Source organism: Vibrio sinaloensis (genome assembly GCF_023195835.1).
In the GTDB taxonomy this organism is placed as follows: domain Bacteria; phylum Pseudomonadota; class Gammaproteobacteria; order Enterobacterales; family Vibrionaceae; genus Vibrio; species Vibrio sinaloensis_C.
Genome location: NZ_CP096200.1, coordinates 1,114,109 through 1,134,095 on the forward strand (window position 1 = coordinate 1,114,109; position 19,987 = coordinate 1,134,095).

Consider the following 19,987-nt stretch of genomic DNA (forward strand, 5'->3'; position numbering starts at 1 on the left):
TTACAAGGAAATCACTATGTCTATGATGACAAAAACAATGACTACCCTCGCGATCAGTACGTTCGCTTTTAACGCTTACGCTAATCAATGTGAGACAGTGCGTTTCGCTGATGTAGGTTGGACCGATATTACCGCGACAACGGCAGTCACCAGCGAGCTGCTAAAAGGCATGGGCTACACCACCAAAACCGATCTGCTTTCAGTGCCAGTGACATACTCATCAATGGCGAACGGTGATATCGATATCTTCCTTGGCAACTGGATGCCAACGATGGAGGGAGATATCGCTAAATACCGTGAAGCAGGCACAGTTGAAACCGTGCGCGCAAACCTAGAAGGCGCTAAATACACCCTCGCCGTGCCTAAATACGTGTACGACGCTGGGGTGAAAGACTTCGCTGACCTAGCCAAACACGCGGATAAGTTCAAAGACCGAATCTACGGTATTGAACCAGGTAACGATGGTAACCGCCTAATCCAATCGATGATCGACAGCGATGCGTTTGGTCTTAAAGACTTTAACCTAGTTGAATCGAGCGAAGCTGGCATGGTGTCACAGGTATCCCGTGCCGTGCGTCGTAACCAGTGGATTGTGTACTTAGGTTGGGCTCCACACCCGATGAACAGCAATGTTGAGATGGAATATCTTGCCGGTGGTGATGACTTCTTCGGCCCTAATTACGGCGGCGCCAATGTTTACACCAACGTGCGTCAGGGTTACCTAAACCAGTGTCAAAACGTGGGTCAACTGCTCAAAAATCTTGAGTTTAGCCTCGAGATGGAAAACCAGTTGATGGAAGCGATCCTCAACCAAAATGTAAAACCTGCCAAAGCGGCGCAGCAATGGTTAAAAGAAAATCCACAACAAGTGGAAGCTTGGCTAGAAGGCGTGAAAACGCTTGATGGTGGTGACGCAGCTACAGCCGTAAACAACTACATTAAATCAAACGCGTAATCTCATTGAGGAGGAGCGGATCTTTGGCTCCTCCTATTTAAAAAAGGTCTTATTGTGAATTTTATTACAAACAACAAAATCCCTGTGGGTGAATGGATGGAAACGGTTGTCGATTGGTTAACGCTCAACGGCGCTGGCTTTTTCGATGCGGTCTCTATCTTTCTAGAAACTGTGATTATGTTTGTTGTCGATGTGTTCAAATGGATGCCACCGGCTGCGCCGATCATACTGACCGCAGCTATCGCATGGTATCTGCATAGAAGCATTCCTTTGGTATTGTTCATCGTGGGTGCATTGCTAACAATTCTTAATCTCGGGTATTGGCAAGAGATGCTGGAAACCTTTGTTCTCGTGTTTGCAGCGACAACGATTTCCGTATTAATTGGCGTGCCGCTTGGAATTATGGCTGCGCACCGTTCATGGCTCTATGCCTTATTAAGACCGATTCTTGATTTGATGCAAACCGTGCCAACGTTTGTGTACCTGATCCCAACCTTAGTCCTGTTTGGTTTGGGGATTGTACCGGGTCTGATTTCGACCATTATCTTTGCAATCGCAGCGCCAATTCGTCTGACCTACCTTGGTATGACTAAGGTACCAGAAGAGCTCATTGAAGCAGGTAAAGCCTTTGGTGCAAGTCGCAGAAAACTGCTGTTTAAAGTCGAGTTACCAGCGGCGATGCCAAGCATTATGGCTGGTGTGACGCAGTGCATTATGTTGTCACTGTCTATGGTAGTCATTGCCGCGCTAGTCGGTGCTGATGGCTTGGGTAAACCGGTGGTTCGAGCGTTGAACACGGTCAACATTTCGCAAGGCTTTGAAGCTGGATTGGCGATTGTATTGGTCGCGATCATTCTAGACCGCCTGTGTAAAACACCTAACCAGAAAGAGGCTTAATCATGGATGCAATCACTATAAAAAACCTTGACGTGGTGTTTGGTGACAAACAGCAACAGGCGTTAGACCTGCTTGACCAAGGCAAAACGCGTCAAGAAATCATTGATCAAACTGGCCAAGTGGTCGGTGTGGATAATGTCTCGATGACGGTCAAAGAGGGCGAGATTTGTGTGTTGATGGGCTTGTCAGGCTCAGGTAAGTCAAGCTTGCTGCGCGCTGTTAATGGCTTAAATACCATCTCGCGTGGCAGTTTAGAGCTCAAGGATGGCGATCAAAGCGTAGATTTGGCCAATTGCGATGAGCAGACACTGCGCCACCTGCGCACTCACCGTGTGTCTATGGTGTTTCAAAAGTTCGCGTTGATGCCGTGGTTAACCGTACTCGACAACGTGGCATTTGGCCTAGAGATGCAAGGTATGGCAAAAGCACAGCGCCGCGCCAAAGCGCGCGAACAGCTTGAAATGGTCGGCTTGGCGGAGTGGGAAAGCAAATATCCCCATGAGCTATCGGGCGGGATGCAGCAACGTGTTGGCTTAGCGCGTGCCTTTGCCATGGACACGGATATTCTGCTAATGGACGAGCCGTTTTCTGCGCTCGATCCGCTAATTCGCGCTCAACTGCAAGACGAACTCTTGTTACTACAGAAAAAACTTAATAAGACGATTTTGTTTGTCAGTCATGACCTAGATGAAGCACTCAAAATTGGTAATAACATTGCCATTATGGAGTCAGGCAAGCTCATCCAACATGGCAAGCCAGAACAAATCGTACTGGCGCCGGAAACCGAATACGTGAAGGACTTTGTCGCGCACACTAACCCTCTCAACGTGCTGAAAGGGCGCTCACTGATGCAACTGCGCGAAAAACTGGTCAACCAAGATGACCGTTGGCAGATTTGCTCCCGTGATGATCTGTGGGTGGAGCAACAGGCAAGCGGCTTGGTATTGGTTAACTCAGACAAAACTCTGTTGGATTGGAACGATCAGCAGGTAAAAATGCACGATATTGATCATACCAATGTGATTCAAGCGAGCCCCGATATCGGTATGCGCGAAGCGATAGAACTGAAACAGCGTAGCAATCAGCCGATTTTGCTGGTCGAAAACAACCAGTTGGTAGGGGTGTTAACCGATCACGAGCTGTATGACGCATTGCTTGGTAACTTTAAAGAGCGCCAGGTGGCTTAAGCCGCAAGTCATAGCTAGCAAAAACCCAGCGATACGCTGGGTTTTTCATTGTTAGCCAGTGATGTTATTGACTACTAGCCGCGTTTCATCGCACACGCGTAGGCGGTGGTGAAGGCTTGTTCTTGATACTGTTTTAGCCCAGTCTCTTTGAAAGCGATACCAAGAGGGTTCTTTTTCAAGCTCTCTTTGATGGTGTTTGGAGAAACGACTTCGACCTTCAATCCATCAATCAGTTGAATGGCCGCTTCTAGTTTAAAACCAACCGCGCCACCGGCAAATTTTCCTTTAGTTTGGCGCTGACGGATCACCACTTTTTCAATTTTGTAATCTTCGACGAGCTTGGCGAAGTCGAATTGGAATTTGCGTACTTCTTGCGTGTCGTTTGCATTGCCAATCGTCAGTTTAGCTACGCGACAGTCAGGTAAATGAACCACATTATCTTCATGAGAGAGAAGACAAATAATTGCGTCATTTGCTTTAAGTTCTACGCCACAGATTTTCATGTTTAACCCTATCTATTGTTGAGCTGACATTATAGCGGCCAATGCTGACAATGGATACAGTGTGATGCGGCGGCAGCAGTGAGTTATTCGCTGACGAAATGCGTATAAACTGAGTTGAGTTGCTAAACTCTGTCAATAATGGCAGAACATTAGCGACGCCAAAAATAACCGCTTTTTATAAGGATATGCCAAGCTATGAAAAACCTCTTGCTGCTATTGGTCGTACTGGTGATTGCGGGATGCAGCACCTCATTTTTGTACAATCATATCGATTGGCTGGCGGTGGAATATGTCGAAGACTACGTTGAGCTAGATGAAAGCCAAGAGCAACTGTTGAGTGATAAAGTCGCGCAGCTGACGGCTTGGCATCGCCAACAAGAGATCCCCAGTTATGTCGCTTACTTAGATGAGTTGTTAGCGGTTCAGCCCAGTGCTTTTACGCTCGAGCAAATGCGCTATCACGAAGATAAGATACGCACTTACACCAAGCGCTTGGCGAATCAGGTCGCGCCTGAGATAGCCTTATTGGCAAGCCAGCTTTCTGATCAGCAAGTTGAAGAGTTCATGGATAGCCTGCGCGTCAGGCACACTAAGTACAAAAATCGCTATCAAGACTTATCAGACAGCGAGATAAAACAGCGCTATCAGGCGCGAATCGAGAAAAACCTTAAACGCTGGCTTGGTCGTCTCACAGAAGCGCAGCAGCAGGTGTTGTCACGCTGGGTGGATGGATTGCAAATCACCTCACGAGATTGGATCGCGCACCAAACCAAGGTTCGTGTCGAGGTCAATGCGTTGTTAGAACAAAGAAACAACCCTGATGTGTTTAACCCTCGTTTAAACACCTTGATATCAGCGCCAGAGAGTTATTACTCGGCTACGTTAGCCAACAAGATAGAGCACAATCGCGAAGTCGCACGAGTGCATCTCACCGAAGTGATCAATCTGATGACAGAGAGGCAAACTGAGCACTTTCGTGACGAAGTCACTGACTGGAAACAATTGGCGATGGATATTCAATAAGCAGCGCACAATTTTTGTGCAAGATGGTTTGGCGTTAACATAGGACGCGTTAAGCTATAACATCTTGGAAACAAAAAAGTTTGCTTATGGAATGGATTCTATTGTTTGGCGCAGGCGTGCTGGGCGGCATATTAAACAGTATCGCCGGGGGAGGCAGCTTTATCACGTTCCCGGCGCTGATGTTTGTTGGTTTACCTGCAATCGCTGCCAATGCGACCAATACGTTTGCTGTGTGTGCCGGTTATTTAAGCGGCGCCTACGGTTTTCGCCAAGATATTGCGCACTCTGCGACTAAGTTACCGACCATCATTGTTATTAGCTTGCTCGGTGGTGCTCTGGGGGCGTATTTGCTGCTCAATGTTTCAGAGCAGCAATTTATCATTGCTATCCCTTGGCTTTTGCTATTTGCGACTTTGCTGTTTTTGTTTGGTCATCACCTCAGCGCTTGGCTAACCAGAGCCGCTCGCGCTTCTTCTTTGCATCCGCTCTGGTCGCAAGTCGCGATTGGATTGTTACTGCTGCTGGTTTGCTCTTATGGTGGCTTTTTTAATGCTGGCTTAGGGGTGATTGTGCTCAGCTATCTAGTACTGGCTGGATATAACGATATCAACCAAATGAATGGTTTGAAGCTGCTGGTCTCCTCTTGTGTCTCAGTGATAGCCATTGCGGTGTTTGTGCTTGACGGTGTGATTGATTGGCAAAAGGGCTTTGCCGTTATGATCGGGACGTTAGTCGGTGGCTATGTGGCGGCGCGAGTATCGCGAAAAGTAGAGCAAAAGTACGTAAAAGGTTTTGTGGCCCTGTCGAGTATCTTTATGACGTTGTACTTTTTTGTCGACGTTTATGCTTAGCTTCACGTTTGGCGTCAGATTGAGGATCTTTTAGCTTATTTTACCTTGTTTCGCTGCATAATAGCCTCAAAGCAATAGCAAAAACCGCACGGGTTTTCCCCTGCAAAGGAGGCGTTATGAGTAGAAAACTAGGCAGAGTCATGTCCAGTAGCCGCATGATTACCTTTGTCGCATTTTTATCAGCAACCTTGGCATGGGTACTTAACATGCCAGCGCTATTTTGGGTGTCGGTCGTGGCTTTGTTGGCGAGCGCCGCCTTGTTTGTAAAAGATAGGTTTTTCGCATAAAAATAGAGCGCCTTGCGGCGCTCTTAGTGGTTAATTTGTTGCCTAATCTCTAGAAGAAACCGAGCGGATTGACATCATAGCTGATGAGTAGGTTTTTGGTGTTCTGGTAGTGATCAAGCATCATCTTATGGGTTTCACGACCAATCCCAGACTTCTTATAGCCACCGAACGCCGCATGTGCTGGGTAAGCGTGGTAACAGTTGATCCAAATTCGTCCCGCCTCGATATTGCGTCCCATGCGGTAGGCAAGGTTAGCATCACGGGTCCAGACGCCTGCTCCTAGTCCATATTCCGTGTCGTTGGCAATTTCGAGCGCCTCGGCTTCGTCTTTGAACTTAGTAATCGCAATCACTGGGCCAAAGATCTCTTCTTGGAAGATGCGCATCTTGTTATGGCCTTCCAACATGGTCGGCTGAATGTAGTATCCCTGATTGAGTGATTGCGGCTGCTCGGAGATGCCACCACCAAACACCACCTTAGCCCCTTCTTGGCGACCAATCTCTAAGTAACTGAGGATTTTATCGAACTGCTCTTGCGAAGCTTGAGCACCCACCTGCGTATCGGTATCGAGTGGGTTGCCTTGCTTAATGGTTTTGGCGCGCTCTGAGAGCTTGGCGACAAACTTATCGTAAATCGACTCGTGTACTAAAACGCGGGAAGGGCAGGTACAGACTTCTCCTTGGTTAAAGAAGCCTAGTAAGGTGCCCTCGATACATTTATCCAGATACTCGTCTTCATGGTCGAATATATCGGCAAAGTAGATGTTGGGCGATTTACCGCCTAGCTCAACTGTCGACGGTATCAGGTTATCGGCGGCGCATTTTAGGATGTGGTTACCGACCTGAGTCGAGCCAGTAAACGCCAGTTTTGCAATGCGGTTGCTGGTGGCTAATGCTTGGCCCGCTTCGTCACCATAGCCATTGACCACATTGATCACCCCGGCAGGAATCAAATCACCGATTTTTTCCATCAACAGTAAGATGGAGGTCGGCGTTTGTTCGGCGGGTTTCAACACCACGCAGCACCCAGCAGCGAGGGCAGGAGCCAGCTTCCACGCTGCCATTAGCATTGGAAAATTCCAAGGGATGATTTGTCCAACGACCCCAATTGGTTCTGGGAAGTGGTAGCTGGCTGTGGTGGCATCAAGTTCTGCGGCGCTGCCTTCTTGTGCGCGAATACAACCGGCAAAGTAGCGGAAATGATCGACCACTAACGGTAAATCGGCGGCTAGTGTCTCTCGCACCGGCTTACCGTTTTCCCATGTTTCTGCGACCGCGAGCTCCTCGAGGTTCTCTTCAATTCGATCGGCAATTTTGAGTAGGATGTTGGCACGTTCAGTGACACTGGTTGTCGCCCAGCTTGCGCGAACCTTGTGCGCGGCGTCGAGCGCAAGATTGATGTCCGCCTCTCCAGAACGAGCGACTTTACAGTAGGGCTGTCCATTGACGGGCGAAGTGTTATCGAAGTACTCGCCGCTAACAGGTTTCACCCACTCTCCACCAATGTAGTTATCGTAATGCGTTTTAAATGAAACAACAGACTCTGTGCTCCCCGGTTGTGCGTAGATCATACTATTTCCTTATTGATATCTCGTTGTTGTATTGAATGATTAAGCAAGCTCAAACACCGAAGTGTTGAATGGACTAAACGCAAATCACAGACCAAGTGTTAAAAACTTGTTGCATTCTATTGGCCGAGCTAGAGTAGACAAGGCTTGGGTTGCGAGATGCTGAGCACTTGTTAACGATGGGAAGTGTTAACAAAATGTTCAACTGCTCCAAAATGGCACACTCCTTTTGCTCAAAAATGGAACAACTATGCAATTACAAAACAGACAAGCGAATGATTGGCTCACCTCTTCTTGGAGCCGCAGTAGTGATGCGGGGCTAAGAGAGATCAAACGTCCTGAAGATACTGTGCTGTCCAATTCAGTGATGAAAGAGCGACGTTACCGAAACAAGCTTGTGATTGAAGCAGTAGAGCAAGCCGCTCTGCCTCTGTTTAATCAGGTGTTGAGCCGTACAGATAGCCGTTTAATTCTGACCGATAACGAGGGGGTGATTCTTGCAAGCTGGGGTCAAGATCGCTTTCGCGAAAAGCTGCTCGAGATTGCATTGGAGTCGGGAAACTGTTGGCAAGAGCGGCTGAAAGGGACCAACGCCATCGGTACGGCTTTGTATGAACAACGAGCGGTATCAGTGATTGGAGAGCAACACTTTATCAAACAACATCGCTTTATCAGTTGTTCTGCTAGCCCATTGTTTGATCATCGCGGAGAGTTGGTTGGCATATTGGATGTCACCAGTGAGCAAGCCCAACACGATGTGACCACACAGCTTCTGGTGCAGAATATGGTGCAGCTAGTAGAAAACCGCTTGTTGACCCATATTCCAGAGGCGGCAATCCAAATCGACCTAGCGTTAAGTGAATCGGTGCTCAATACAGGTTGGCAAGGGATTGTCATTGCCGACCACGATGGGCGAGTTGTGGCTCACAATCACGTAGCTTGTGAGCTGACACGTCAAACCAATATGCTCGGAGAAAAAATCGATACGCTACTGGAGCGTTCAAAGCGGCAAACGGCGTTGGTGTTTAAGCAACATTCGCTAAATCACGCAACGGTGAGTAAATCATACGTCACTGCGGCCAGTGAGCTGCATAGTGGCGAAGACAAGGTAGAAAGCGCGTGGCAGCAAGCGAACAAGGTATTAGGCAAAGACATTAGTCTACTGATCCTCGGCGAGACCGGGGTCGGCAAAGGAGAGTTCGTTAAAGCGCTACACAAGCAGAGCGAGAGAAGCCGTGCGCCTTTGGTGACGGTAAATTGTGGCGCGCTGGCTAAAGATCTGATCGAATCAGAGCTGTTTGGCTACGCGCCTGGCGCCTTTACGGGGGCGAACAGCAAAGGGTATGTAGGGCGAATTCGCCAAGCCGACGGCGGCATCCTGTTTTTGGATGAGATTGGTGAAATGCCACTGGATGCTCAGTGCCGGCTGCTAACCGTGTTGCAAGAAAAAGTGGTGATGCCTGTTGGCTCGGCGCGCAGCCATCAAGTGGATCTGCAAATCATCGCCGCCACGCACCAAGACCTTGCAAAGTTGGTGGTTGAAGGGCGTTTTCGAGAAGATCTTTACTACCGTCTCAACGGATTGGTTATCGAGTTACCTTCGCTAAGAGAACGCAGTGATAAACGTGCCCTTATCGTACAACTGCACAGCAAGTACAAGCCACATCATCAAACCCTGTCACCCGCTTTGCTCGATACCTTGTGTGAATATCACTGGCCCGGCAACTTGCGTGAACTGGACAATTTATTCAAAGTCACTTGCCTGATTGCCAGTGAGCAAGCGCAACTGACGTTGAGTGATATTCCCAGCCATTTGTCGAAACAGATTTTGCAACATCAGTCGCTGAGTCGAGCGCAACCGGCCAAGGATCTACAATCGACGGTGAACTCAACCTTGCTTGATACTTATCGGGCCCATGATGGCAATATCAGTAAAGTATCACGAGTGCTAGGGGTGAGCCGAAATACCATCTATCGCAAGCTAAAAGCGCTGGGTGTCTGATAATCGCGGACAAAAAAAGGAGCTCAAATCGAGCTCCTTCTTGTTTTGAAACCTAGCCTTACAGTCCGCCTTGTTGCTGCGCCTGTTTTACTAAAGCCTGACGTTGAGCTTCCTTCTCTAACAATTGCTGTTCTTCCTTTGTTAGCTTGTTATTTTGTGCGCTTGGAACAAAAACAAAGTACTTATTAATAGTCATGTTAAGAACCTCAAATATGAGTGATAACCGTCCCGGTTACGTAAATCACCACTGTCTGCATCACTGTGACGCAAGACTCCTTGTTGCAGGTTTCAAAAAATAGAGGATGTTAACTCGGTTAACATCCTCCATGGGTCGAGAATTATAGTATGAGTGTGGGGTATGAATAAACCCCAAACTCATCCCTTCAGTTATACATCATAGGTAGTCGATGCCGTATCGCCACCTGTACCGGTCCAGTTAGTGTGGAAAAACTCACCACGTGGACGGTCAGTACGCTCATAAGTGTGAGCACCGAAGTAGTCACGTTGAGCTTGAAGTAGGTTCGCTGGCAGGCGAGCGGTCGTGTAACCATCTAGGAACGAAAGCGCTGAGATAGTACAAGGCATTGGGATACCCGCTTCCAGTGACTTGGCCGCCACTTTACGCCAAGCTGGTAGGCTGCTTTGTAAGATGCCTTTAAAGTAGTCATCAGAACCAAGGAAAGCGATATCTGGGTTCGCTTCGTACGCGTCGCGGATGTTGCCTAGGAACGCTGAGCGGATGATACAGCCACCGCGCCACATTAGGGCAACATTACCGTAGTTTAGATCCCAGCCATTCTGGTTTGACGCTTCACGCATCAGCATAAAGCCTTGAGCATAAGAGATGATCTTAGAAGCGAGTAGCGCTTGACGAAGTGCATCAACCCACTCTTGCTTGTCGCCTTCTACTGGTGTGATTGTCTTACCGAATAGAGACTCTGCTTCAACGCGTTGGTCTTTAAGAGCTGACAGGCAGCGAGAGAATACAGACTCAGAGATAAGCGTCAGTGGAATACCTAGGTCTAGTGCGTTGATACCTGTCCATTTACCAGTACCTTTTTGGCCGGCAGTGTCGAGGATCTTCTCAACCAGAGGCTCGCCGTCTTCATCTTTGTAGCCAAGGATGTCAGCGGTGATCTCTACCAGGTAGCTGTCTAGCTCAGTCTTGTTCCAGTCTGCGAAAACGGCTTGCATTTCGTCTGCAGACATACCTAGGCCATCTTTCATAAACTGGTAAGCTTCAGTGATAAGCTGCATGTCACCGTATTCGATGCCGTTATGTACCATCTTAACGAAGTGGCCAGCGCCGTCGTTACCAACCCAATCACAACAAGGCTCGCCAGCGTCAGTTTTCGCAGAGATACCTTGGAAGATAGGTTTTACCGCTTCCCACGCTTCTGGTGAGCCGCCTGGCATGATAGAAGGACCAAAACGCGCACCTTCTTCACCACCAGATACGCCAGTACCGATAAAGTGAATGCCTTTCTCACGCAGGGCAGCCACGCGGCGGTTAGTGTCTGGGTAGTTCGTGTTACCGCCATCAATGATGATGTCGCCTTTGTCCAATAGAGGTACTAGCGCTTCGATAAACTTGTCGACCACTTCACCGGCGCGAACCATTAGCATCACTTTACGTGGCGCTTCTAGCTTCTCAACGAGCTCTTCAAGTGAGTAAGCACCGATGATGTTAGTCCCTTTTGCTGGGCCTTGTAGGAACTCGTCTACTTTCGCAGCAGTACGGTTGTGAGCCACCACTTTAAAGCCGTGGTCGTTCATGTTTAGGATAAGGTTTTGACCCATTACTGCGAGGCCAATTACACCGATATCACCTTTCATTATTTCTCTCCAATCTATTTATTTGCGCACTCGCGTTACGCGATTTTTGCTGCTGCGTCTGAATCTAAGTACCACTCTGTTTCACCAGTCTTAGACTGGATCTTCGCTGCCGGGTAAGGCAACTCACTGGCCGGAGTAGTATGAATTTCGTGTACGATATCGACTTTGCCAGCGCCTAACACTAGGTAGCTGATTCGTTTTGCTGCTTCGAGCACTTTCGCGGTTTTTGACACGCGAAGCTGACCAGATTCAGGATGAGACGCAACCAGAGATAGGTTCTCGTCTGCGTAGTTAGTCTGACCAGGGAACAGTGAAGCGGTGTGACCATCAGCGCCGACACCGAGCAAAATCCAGTCAAAAACAGGTGTGCCATTTTCACATGGAATCACATCGCTCATCTCTTTGGCAAAGCGCTCGGCTTCGCCCATAGGCTCGTTCTCACCCAGAATACGGTGGATGTTTTCTGCTGGGATATTGACCTGGCTAAACAGCAATGCATTAGCTTCGCCGTAATTGCTTTCTGCGTCATCCGGTGCGACACAGCGCTCGTCACCCCACCAGAAGTGTAGGTTATGCCATTGAATACTTTGCGCATAAGGAGCTTGCGCCAACAGCTTGAACAGCATTTTCGGCGTGCTGCCACCAGATAAAGAAATATGCACAGGGCGATTTTGCTCGCTCAGTGCTTGCATATCATCGGCTAAGCTTTCTACAACGTGTTGAGCTGTTTGAAAAATCTTGTGGTTGATCATAGTTCACAGTAATCCGTGTCAGTTAGGTTTTTACATGGGAAACGCCACGCACGATTATCACGTTGCAATAGGTCGTCAGACTCTTTTGGCCCCCATGTGCCGCAAGCGTAGCCAAACAGCGCTTGTGGATCTTGTTTGAAATCGAGAATCGGTTGTACATATTGCCAACACGCTTCTACGGCGTCACTGCGAGCGAACAAGGTCGCATCACCGTTCAGCGCATCAAGCAGTAAGCGTTCGTAGGCGGTTAACATTTGTGTTTCATGCAAAGAAGCGTAATGGAAGTTCATTTTCACCTCTTTAGCGTTAAAACCAGCGCCAGGCTCTTTGAGGCCAAAGCTCATTTGAATGCCTTCATCCGGTTGAATTCGAATGATGAGCTTATTCTCAGGCGCATTGTGACCAAACACTGGGTGTGGCGTTTGTTTAAAGTGGATAACCACTTCGGTCACGCGCGTTGGTAGGCGTTTACCGGTGCGCACGTAGAAAGGCACACCGTTCCAACGCCAGTTGTTGATGTACGCTTTAAGACCGACATAGGTTTCCGTGCGTGAATCTTCTGCCACGCCCGGCTCATTGCGGTAACTTGGCAAGAACTCGCCGCGAACATCGGATTCAGTGTATTGACCCAGCACAAGATTGTTGCGTAAGTCGTCTTGATCGAGCGGTTTCAAACACTGCAGCACTTTGACCACTTCATCACGCATCGAATCAGCGTTTATTTGCGCCGGCGGCTCCATGCCAACCATCGCCAACACTTGCAGCAGGTGGTTTTGGAACATATCACGCACGGCGCCTGAGTTATCGTAATAGCCACCACGTTCCTCGACGCCTAAAAATTCTGCGCCAGTGATCTCGACATACTCGATAAAGTTGCGGTTCCATAGTGGCTCAAACATCGCGTTGGAGAAGCGGAACACGAGTAGGTTCTGGACCGTCTCTTTTCCTAGGTAATGGTCGATACGGTAAATTTGGTGCTCTTGGAAGTGCTCATGAATCTCTTTATCGAGTTTTTGTGCAGAGGCCAAATCGTAACCAAACGGCTTCTCGATGATCAGTCGTTTCCAACCGTCTTCTTCGTTGTTAAGACCATGTTCAGCAAGGCTGGCCGGAATAACGCTGTAAAGGCTTGGTGGCGTCGCGAGATAGAACAAAGTATTGCGCTGATCGAACTGATATTGCTCAGAAAGCTGGTCAAGTCTGGTGCAGAGCTTACTGTAGTCGGCACTGTCAGAGGTGTTGATGGCTTGATAGTGAAGATGATTGATAAAGGCATCAAGAGTGGCTGGCTCGGTCTTTTCCATCTCTTGCAGCGAGCGCTTAAGCTTTTCTCGGTAAGACTCATCGCTGTACTCAGTGCGGCTGACACCAAGAATGGCGAAATTCTCTGGTAGCTGTTTGTTTGAGTAGAGGTGATACAAAGCTGGGATTAACTTGCGGTAGGTTAAGTCTCCCGAAGCACCAAAAATAACGATGCTGCTGTTTTCTGGTATTACCATCATCTTTCCCTTAAAAACGAGGTAGTTAGCATGTGCCTCATGGGTTGGCACCAATAGGTCACCAACCGTATCAACGACACCTAAAAGTATAAAGTCGGCTCTGCCTATCGTATTAATAGGCAAAACAGAATAAACACGCCAAACCTCTCCGTATCACAAAAAATGGTGTGAAAATTGAGAGCTGAATCCTCAGTTGGCAGGGTATTGTCTATGACTCTTTGATATACATCAACCTTTGAGCGGGCAATCGATTAAATAATGACACATTTGTTAGCTAAGGCATTGATATTACGCTAATCACTTCGTTTTAAGCCTAATAGACTAATTTTACGTTTTTACTCTAAATTTGACTCTTCAGCGTTGGGTTTAAAACTGACTTCTCAGATAGCTCTTGACCCGTAGAATATGCTGAGCTCGGTCAATCGAACCTTGTTGTTCTTCATTTAAGAAACGCTTGGCATAGCTTTGATCTATCTCTTGCTCTAAAAACAGCAAATAGAGTTTCGGGTCGATATGTCCGCTAATCGCCATATCGGTCATGATGTCGACCGACTCAGAGAGCGTTTTGCCTTTCTTATAAGGACGGTCGCTGGATGTCAGTGCTTCAAACACATCGGCAATCGCCATGACTCGGGCAGGAATAGATAATTGCTCTTCACTTAGACCTCTCGGATAGCCCTTACCATCCATACGCTCATGATGCCCACACGCATATTCGGGCACTTGTTTGAGATGCTCTGGGTAGGGTAGGCGGTTCAGCATCATAATGGTTTGAATAATATGGTCATTGATAATGAATCTCTCTTCATCGTTTAACGTACCGCGTGTGACCGAGAGGTTGTACAGTTCGCCGCGATTGTATTTAAGCTCGCCTGGCGTTAGCACAAACGTCTCTTGCCAGATATCTTGCGGTTTGGCGTCTTGTTGCCAAGTCACGAAGTGGACCGGTTTGTCACTGAGCAGAGGCTCTTGCACTGGCAGTTGAGCTTTGTGACCGGCGCGCTGCTTCTCAATCCAGGACACCCCGATTTGGTCATCCAGTGTTCTTGTCCAGGTGTACTGACTGATGCGCTTCAGACGCTCTACCGCTTCATCACTCATTGATTCGCTGCCAATATTACATTGGCCAATGAAGGCAAAATCATCATCCAGTTGCTGGTGCTTATCGCTCAACGCCTGCTTAAGCTGTATTTCGTCGCCGCCGCCCGCGATGCCTTGCCAATATTCAATCTCGGCTTGGGACTTGAGCAGCTCAAAGCGCATTCTTATTTCGTGGATTCTGTCGTAGATGGTTTCGAGTTTGGTCGCTTTATCAATCACATACTCTGGTGTGGTGACTTTGCCGCAGTCATGCAACCAAGAGGCAAGATGCAGTGCCTCCCATTGATCTTTGGACATGGAAAATATGGGGAAATACTGCTTATCTTTATCCGCAGCGGTGACTAACATTTTCGTCAGCTCAGGTACCCGTTGGCAGTGACTGCCCGTGTAGGGCGACTTGGTATCGATGGCCGAGGCGATCAGCTCAACAAAGGCATTGAGCATCTCTTTTTGTTGCTCAATGCGGTCGATGTTTTCTTTGGCAATTTCACCAAAACTCAATAGCTCTTTGAGGAACGCGTGTTTGTCTGACTGCTCTGGAGTGATAGCACGTTCGTAGCCAAGCAATAGTACGCCGACTAAGGCTTTCTCTCGGTTGTGTAATGGAAACAGATAAACATCCGAATTATAAAGTTGCTCACGGAATTTGGCTAACCCGACGTCGTCACGGTTTAGGTGAACTATCTCGCCTTTCTTGAGCTCCGTTCTTACCCAGGGAATAGAGTCGATCAAGGTATTGATATCGATTTTGAATGGTATGATGGCGTGATTGGCCACGCTGGTTAAAAGGTGTTGTTTTTCATCTTTGGTAAACAGCACTATGGTTTCTGCGCGAGTGACCAGAAAGCTTTGGTGAGCGATAGTTTTTGCCAGTACCGAGAAGTCTTGATTGCTGGCGGTTTCACGCAGCAACCTGAGCAAGTCAAACAGAGTATGCTCCATCAGCTCAATTGACTTAGTGAGGTTGGCCACCTCTTTTATCATGCTGCGCGAGTAGCGGGTTTTCTTGAAATCAAAGCGGGCAATATTGTCGGTTTGATGCATCAAAGCTTGCAGTGGTTGAGCTAGCCTTTTGGCCACAAACCAAACCACTACGAAACTCAGCGACAATAACACCATGGCGACCGTGACCTGCTTGTCACGCAGTGAGAGTAGTGGCCTGAGGAGATCGTCTTGCGGCGTTGCCTCGGCCAATAATAGTCTCGTAGTGCTGTTGAGCTGAACTGGCGTGAGAGTCACCGACCATCGCTGCTGCTGGTATTCAGGTGTTTCATACAGTATTTGACTAGAAAGACGGTTAAGCACTGACGCGAACACTGTCTTAGATAAATGTGGCTGGGTCAACTGATCGTCCTTGAGGCCAGTATTGTGGTGGCCCAGTACCTCAAATTGGTCGTCGAATAGCATCAGTTGGGTGTTGGAAGAGTAGCCCATTTGACTCAACTGCTCTGACAGCGATGACAGGGTAAAATCGGCGCCAACCACGCTTTTGCCGTCGGCTGAACGTCGAGACAGGGTCACTCCGGTTGTCTTTAAAAAGTAAAAGGCATAAGGCTCAGACAGCCGGATAAGCCCGTCCGCAGCGGCGTTTTGATACCAAGAACGGTTGCGTGGATCAAACGTATTGTCGTTACTATTTCGATAGCCGACTTGTTCTAGGTTTTTGTCTAAAAAGAAGAATTCGTTACTGCCGCTGTGGAGCGCGACATTGACCATAATTGAGGCTGATAGCGGAGCGTCAAACTCGCTATAGTCGCTGCTGCTACGAAGCTCTCTTGCGATAGTGAAGTCGCCTTGCTCATTGACATAAAAGAGGGCGACGACGCCCGGGTTGCGCTCAAAGATGAGTTGCAAAGAGCGCCAAAATCTAGGGTGATTAGAGGGCGCAGCAAAGTTTGTTATGCTATCGCTGAGCGCCATAAAGTCCAAGGTGGTGAAGATAGGGCCTGCTCTCACTTGGAACGTCGACTCCAACTTACGGCTATTTTCTCGACTCAACTCTTTTGCGCTGCTAGTTAATAGCTGTTGTGCATGCTGATAGCTAATGGCAATAAGCACAACCCCCACCAAGGAGGTGAGAACCAAAAACAGCGTTGTAATATGCATACTAAGCGAGTAGCGTTGCTTTTTCATAAAAACACCACAAAGTGAACACCTCTTAAGTATCGAACAAACTCACCAACCTGCAAAAAAGTCAGCCATATTTCTGTTATCTCGTTGTTTTACAGTAGCGAACGCTAGAAAAGAGCAAAAAGTGGTCTATAACCAATAAGAACTAACTAAAAAGGGATATTTATGTTGAGTTTGACCTATCAAATCGAGGTGGATGCCACAGCGGAAACCGTCTGGGAGACATTGATCAGCCCAGAGTCCTATGGCCAGTGGGCGAGCGCATTTTCTCCCAAATCACAGTTTTCAGGCCAGTGGGCACAAGGCGAGCAGATCTTGTTTTTTGACCCTGATACCGGTGGTACTCGCGCCGTCATTGACGTGATTGAGCCGAACAAGCGTCTAGAATATCACCACGTTGCGGTGTTTAGCCCCGACAGAGTGCAGCAGCTCGATAGCGACTCGGCGACAAAATGGATCGGTAGCAAAGAGTGTTATCATATCGAGCAAACGGACGAATCCGTGTTGCTGACCGTAACCATAGAAACGCATCCAGATTTTGTCGCTATGTTTAACCGTGGCTGGGAACAGGCGCTGCCATTGATTAAGGCACTTTCCGAGCAAGACTGTTAACATAGCGCTTCCTAGTTAGACAATGTGGTAGAAAATGAAATTAGTCGTTGATACTCATACGCACACCTATGCCAGTGGTCATGCGTATAGCACCCTGATTGAAAATGCGCGCAGCGCAAAACAGAATGGCCTTACCATGTTTTGTACTACGGATCATGCCGAGTCTATGCCCGGCGCGCCGCACTACTGGTTCTTTTCCAATCAACGTGTGTTACCTCGGTTTATTGACGAAATCGCGGTCATTCGAGGCGTTGAAGCGAACATTCTCAATCTTGCTGGCGACATAGATGTCCATCCTAGCTCTTATAAAAGCCTGGACTGGGTGATTGGCAGTTTCCACGAGCCAGTATTTATCCCAAGTGATAAGCACACCCATACCCAAGCATTAATCAATACCATTAAGAGTGGCAATGTGGATGCGCTCGGTCATCTTGGCAATCCCAACTTCGATTTCGATTTTGAACCAGTGCTGCAATGCGCGAAACAGTACAATGTGGCGATTGAAATCAACAACACCACTTTAAAAGGCAATAGCCGTGTGGGGAGTGTCGAGAGGTGTTATCAGATAGCAGAGCTGGGTAAACAAATCGGTGTGTTCTTTACCACCGGCAGTGATGCACATTTTTGTGCAGATATAGGCAATCTGAACTTAGTGTCACAAATGCTTGATGAAGTCGGGGTAGAAAGCGGACAAGTCATTACTCATTCCGCCAAGCAATTTTTGGATTTTTTGGCGCTGCGTGGCCGAGATACGATCAGCGAGTATCAAGATTTATAACTTGATACAAAAATCGATTTATTATCGCTCTGCGCTTCCAGTAGACTTGTCGCTTCGGATCACTTAGACAGAATAACAACAATGAAAAAGTTACTTCCCATTTTTGCCATCGCTTTGTCGGCCCAAACGTACGCAGCAGACTTTGACCTAAAAGCGACAATGAAGCAGATGAAAGTCGAGTTCAAGCAAGCGGCTCAGGCCGAGCAAATCGAGCCGATGCAGGTTGCCATTGCCAATTTAACCTCGCTTGTTGAGCAATCCAAGCAAGGAGAGTACCCACCAGAGAAAACAGATCTCTATTTAGAGGGCTTCAACAAGCTCTCAGTAGCGTTAGCAAAAGTGGATGCTAAGCTGAGCGATGGAGATTTGGCTGCGGCGAAACAAGCGCTTAGAGAAGTCGATGCGTTACGTGAAGAGTACCATGATAAGCGTAACCCAAGTATCTGGAGCAAGATTTTTGGTTAACAGAAAAACCATGATCAAAGCAGGATTTTTCACTCTAACTTACTGAGCTTGTTAACAAGAAATTATATATTGGCGCTCTAACCGTTGAGAGCGACCATGATCAGAGCGTCTAACTTCAAGCGTAACATGTTGTTTGCAAGTGCCCTTAGCTGGGTGCTTGTGACTCTGATGCCAGTGATTAATGCCCACGGCGCCAGTGCTGGCGTATGGGCGACGCTCTGTACCATTAACGGTTTCGAACTGGTTCAGATTGAAGAGGGTACGGCACAAACTCAACACAGTAAGCCGTGTCCTTTCAGCCATTTCTCTTGCTTTCATCAAGATGCTTTTCCAACACCCCAACACGCACGCAGAACCACTTTAGCGAAGTTCGATGCGTACACTTTTTTGGCTCTAAGTGAACGCTTTCAGCTCGCTATCCCACGCGCGCCGCCGCGTGCTCAGTTCAATGCTGTCCCGTTACGACTCTCTCCCACTAACTTCTCGCTGATATAATCAATAAACGTTCTTAATCTTGCCGGCATGTATTTGGTCTGTGCGTATTGCAGTGCGATCGCACCATGATAATTACTTTTGATCGTCCAGTCGGCCAATACAGGGACCACTTCACCTTTTTGCAGTGCATCGGCAATCACGAAATCATGGAAAATTCCAATACCCAGTGCGTTTTTTACCCCGGTTAAACGCATCTGCGAATGGTTGACTGCATATCGGCCACTGACGGGTACCGAGTGATATTCGTCTTCTTTAAAAAAATCCCAAATATGGTCGCGGTCGGTTTCGGCTAGATACAAGCAGTCATGATCGAGCAACTGCGTCGGATGATTAGGCATACCTCGTTGAGCGATGTATTGCGGGCTGGCACACAGCACCAGATTGGTTTTGCTCACTTCTTTTAATACTAAGTTCTCGTCTGGCTTATCGGTTAGCTTGAACGCCACATCAATGCCATCACGGATTAAGTCGATTTCGCCATCGGCGACACGAAGCTTGAGCTGAATATCCGGGTACTGCTTTAAAAAGGGCATCACATGCGGCTGCAGTACAGAGTTTAAGAAGGCTTCTGGCGCCGCGACGGTTAGCGCGCCACTTAACGCTTGATGCTGGGTGGTTGAGATCTCAACCGCTTGTTTGGCGGCATTCACCATCACCCTAGCTTGATCGTACACCTGTTGCCCGGCGCGAGTAATGATCAATTTGCGTGTGGTTCGTTCAAACAGCTTAACCGAGAGTGCGCCCTCCAACCTTGTCACCAGTTTACTCAGTGCCGAAGGGGTGACGTTGAGCTGTTTCGCGGCGGCGGTAAAGCTGCCCTCATCGACGATCAAGATAAAACTGGCGAGATCGGGCAGCAGGGCAATCAGTTGGGTGTTTTTCATCAGCTTACATCGGGTTGCAGTAGGGATGAGCTAGTTTACCCTGCGGCTCCTTTAGCGTCATCATTAAACGCCATTATTTGTGCTTTGGATTCACTAATGTTTTTCCAACTGAACGGATAATGAAAATTCTAAGCTTAGATTACACTTATCAAACCAAATTTCT

The 19,987-nt window shown here is 48.0% G+C and carries 19 protein-coding genes; 11 read left to right on the top strand and 8 right to left on the bottom strand.

All coding sequences use genetic code 11. The features are described from left to right. The first annotated feature begins 16 nt into the window (after window positions 1–16). From MTO69_RS18565 to choV, 3 genes are read left to right on the top strand one after another with little or no spacing between them, the layout of a single operon-like run. Window positions 17–955: a choline ABC transporter substrate-binding protein gene (locus tag MTO69_RS18565; protein ID WP_248334893.1), complete on the top strand. Its 939-nt coding sequence runs from the start codon at window positions 17–19 to the stop codon at window positions 953–955. Between the two features lie 54 nt (window positions 956–1,009). Further along, entirely contained in the window at window positions 1,010–1,852 is an 843-nt protein-coding gene (gene choW, locus MTO69_RS18570) for a choline ABC transporter permease subunit (protein ID WP_248334894.1), read from the top strand. Between the two features lie 2 nt (window positions 1,853–1,854). Further along, window positions 1,855–3,039, top strand: coding sequence for a choline ABC transporter ATP-binding protein (choV, locus tag MTO69_RS18575; RefSeq protein ID WP_248334895.1), 1,185 nt, complete (start codon window positions 1,855–1,857; stop codon window positions 3,037–3,039). Between the two features lie 74 nt (window positions 3,040–3,113). Here choV and MTO69_RS18580 read toward each other — a convergent pair whose 3' ends face one another. Next, entirely contained in the window at window positions 3,114–3,542 is a 429-nt protein-coding gene (locus MTO69_RS18580; RefSeq protein WP_248334896.1) for a DUF3010 family protein, read from the bottom strand. A 195-nt stretch (window positions 3,543–3,737) separates the two neighbouring features. Between MTO69_RS18580 and MTO69_RS18585 the strand changes: the two genes are divergently transcribed. The 3 genes from MTO69_RS18585 to MTO69_RS18595 all read left to right on the top strand — a co-directional run bounded on the left by MTO69_RS18585 (window position 3,738) and on the right by MTO69_RS18595 (window position 5,703). After that, complete coding sequence (locus MTO69_RS18585; protein WP_248334897.1) at window positions 3,738–4,565, top strand: DUF6279 family lipoprotein; 828 nt, start codon at window positions 3,738–3,740, stop codon at window positions 4,563–4,565. Between the two features lie 80 nt (window positions 4,566–4,645). Continuing rightward, a complete protein-coding gene (locus tag MTO69_RS18590) occupies window positions 4,646–5,416 on the top strand; it encodes a sulfite exporter TauE/SafE family protein (RefSeq protein WP_248334898.1) in 771 nt (256 codons plus the stop codon). Window positions 5,417–5,532: 116 nt separating this feature from the next. Next, the gene (locus MTO69_RS18595) at window positions 5,533–5,703 is read left to right on the top strand and encodes a hypothetical protein (protein ID WP_248334899.1); all 171 of its coding nucleotides are present in this window, start codon (window positions 5,533–5,535) and stop codon (window positions 5,701–5,703) included. Window positions 5,704–5,752: 49 nt separating this feature from the next. On the opposite strand, the gene exaC is transcribed toward MTO69_RS18595, so the two are convergent. Continuing rightward, window positions 5,753–7,273: an acetaldehyde dehydrogenase ExaC gene (exaC, locus tag MTO69_RS18600; RefSeq protein WP_248334900.1), complete on the bottom strand. Its 1,521-nt coding sequence runs from the start codon at window positions 7,271–7,273 to the stop codon at window positions 5,753–5,755. 247 nt (window positions 7,274–7,520) lie between these two features. On the opposite strand from exaC, the gene MTO69_RS18605 reads away from it, so the two are divergent. Continuing rightward, on the top strand, window positions 7,521–9,272 hold the full coding sequence (locus MTO69_RS18605; protein ID WP_248334901.1) for a sigma-54-dependent Fis family transcriptional regulator: 1,752 nt from the start codon (window positions 7,521–7,523) through the stop codon (window positions 9,270–9,272). A gap of 58 nt (window positions 9,273–9,330) precedes the next feature. On the opposite strand, the gene MTO69_RS18610 is transcribed toward MTO69_RS18605, so the two are convergent. The 5 genes from MTO69_RS18610 to MTO69_RS18630 all read right to left on the bottom strand — a co-directional run bounded on the left by MTO69_RS18610 (window position 9,331) and on the right by MTO69_RS18630 (window position 16,593). Further along, a complete protein-coding gene (locus MTO69_RS18610; protein WP_248334902.1) occupies window positions 9,331–9,468 on the bottom strand; it encodes a hypothetical protein in 138 nt (45 codons plus the stop codon). A 191-nt stretch (window positions 9,469–9,659) separates the two neighbouring features. After that, the gene (gnd, locus tag MTO69_RS18615; protein WP_248334903.1) at window positions 9,660–11,108 is read right to left on the bottom strand and encodes a decarboxylating NADP(+)-dependent phosphogluconate dehydrogenase; all 1,449 of its coding nucleotides are present in this window, start codon (window positions 11,106–11,108) and stop codon (window positions 9,660–9,662) included. Window positions 11,109–11,143: 35 nt separating this feature from the next. Then, on the bottom strand, window positions 11,144–11,860 hold the full coding sequence (gene pgl / locus MTO69_RS18620; RefSeq protein ID WP_248334904.1) for a 6-phosphogluconolactonase: 717 nt from the start codon (window positions 11,858–11,860) through the stop codon (window positions 11,144–11,146). After that, window positions 11,857–13,359 (bottom strand): glucose-6-phosphate dehydrogenase, encoded by a 1,503-nt coding sequence (zwf, locus tag MTO69_RS18625; RefSeq protein WP_248335619.1) that lies wholly within the window; start codon window positions 13,357–13,359, stop codon window positions 11,857–11,859. The genes pgl and zwf overlap by 4 nt, the downstream gene beginning before the upstream one ends. A gap of 366 nt (window positions 13,360–13,725) precedes the next feature. After that, window positions 13,726–16,593, bottom strand: coding sequence for an HD domain-containing phosphohydrolase (locus MTO69_RS18630; protein WP_248334905.1), 2,868 nt, complete (start codon window positions 16,591–16,593; stop codon window positions 13,726–13,728). 162 nt (window positions 16,594–16,755) lie between these two features. Here MTO69_RS18630 and MTO69_RS18635 point away from each other — a divergent pair, with 162 nt between their 5' ends. From MTO69_RS18635 to MTO69_RS18650, 4 genes are all read left to right on the top strand, one after another. Next, window positions 16,756–17,202, top strand: coding sequence for an SRPBCC family protein (locus MTO69_RS18635; protein ID WP_248334906.1), 447 nt, complete (start codon window positions 16,756–16,758; stop codon window positions 17,200–17,202). A 34-nt stretch (window positions 17,203–17,236) separates the two neighbouring features. Then, entirely contained in the window at window positions 17,237–17,980 is a 744-nt protein-coding gene (locus tag MTO69_RS18640; protein ID WP_248334907.1) for a phosphatase, read from the top strand. 81 nt (window positions 17,981–18,061) lie between these two features. After that, window positions 18,062–18,445 carry a cytochrome b562 gene (locus MTO69_RS18645; RefSeq protein WP_248334908.1) on the top strand — a complete coding sequence of 128 codons (384 nt, stop codon included), beginning with the start codon at window positions 18,062–18,064 and terminating at the stop codon, window positions 18,443–18,445. A 96-nt stretch (window positions 18,446–18,541) separates the two neighbouring features. Further along, window positions 18,542–18,940, top strand: a complete 399-nt coding sequence (locus MTO69_RS18650) for a hypothetical protein (RefSeq protein WP_248334909.1) — start codon at window positions 18,542–18,544, stop codon at window positions 18,938–18,940. Here the strand turns inward: MTO69_RS18650 and MTO69_RS18655 are convergent. Further along, entirely contained in the window at window positions 18,886–19,824 is a 939-nt protein-coding gene (locus tag MTO69_RS18655; RefSeq protein WP_248334910.1) for a LysR family transcriptional regulator, read from the bottom strand. The two genes, MTO69_RS18650 and MTO69_RS18655, sit on opposite strands and share 55 nt — an antisense overlap. Between the last annotated feature and the right edge of the window lie 163 nt (window positions 19,825–19,987).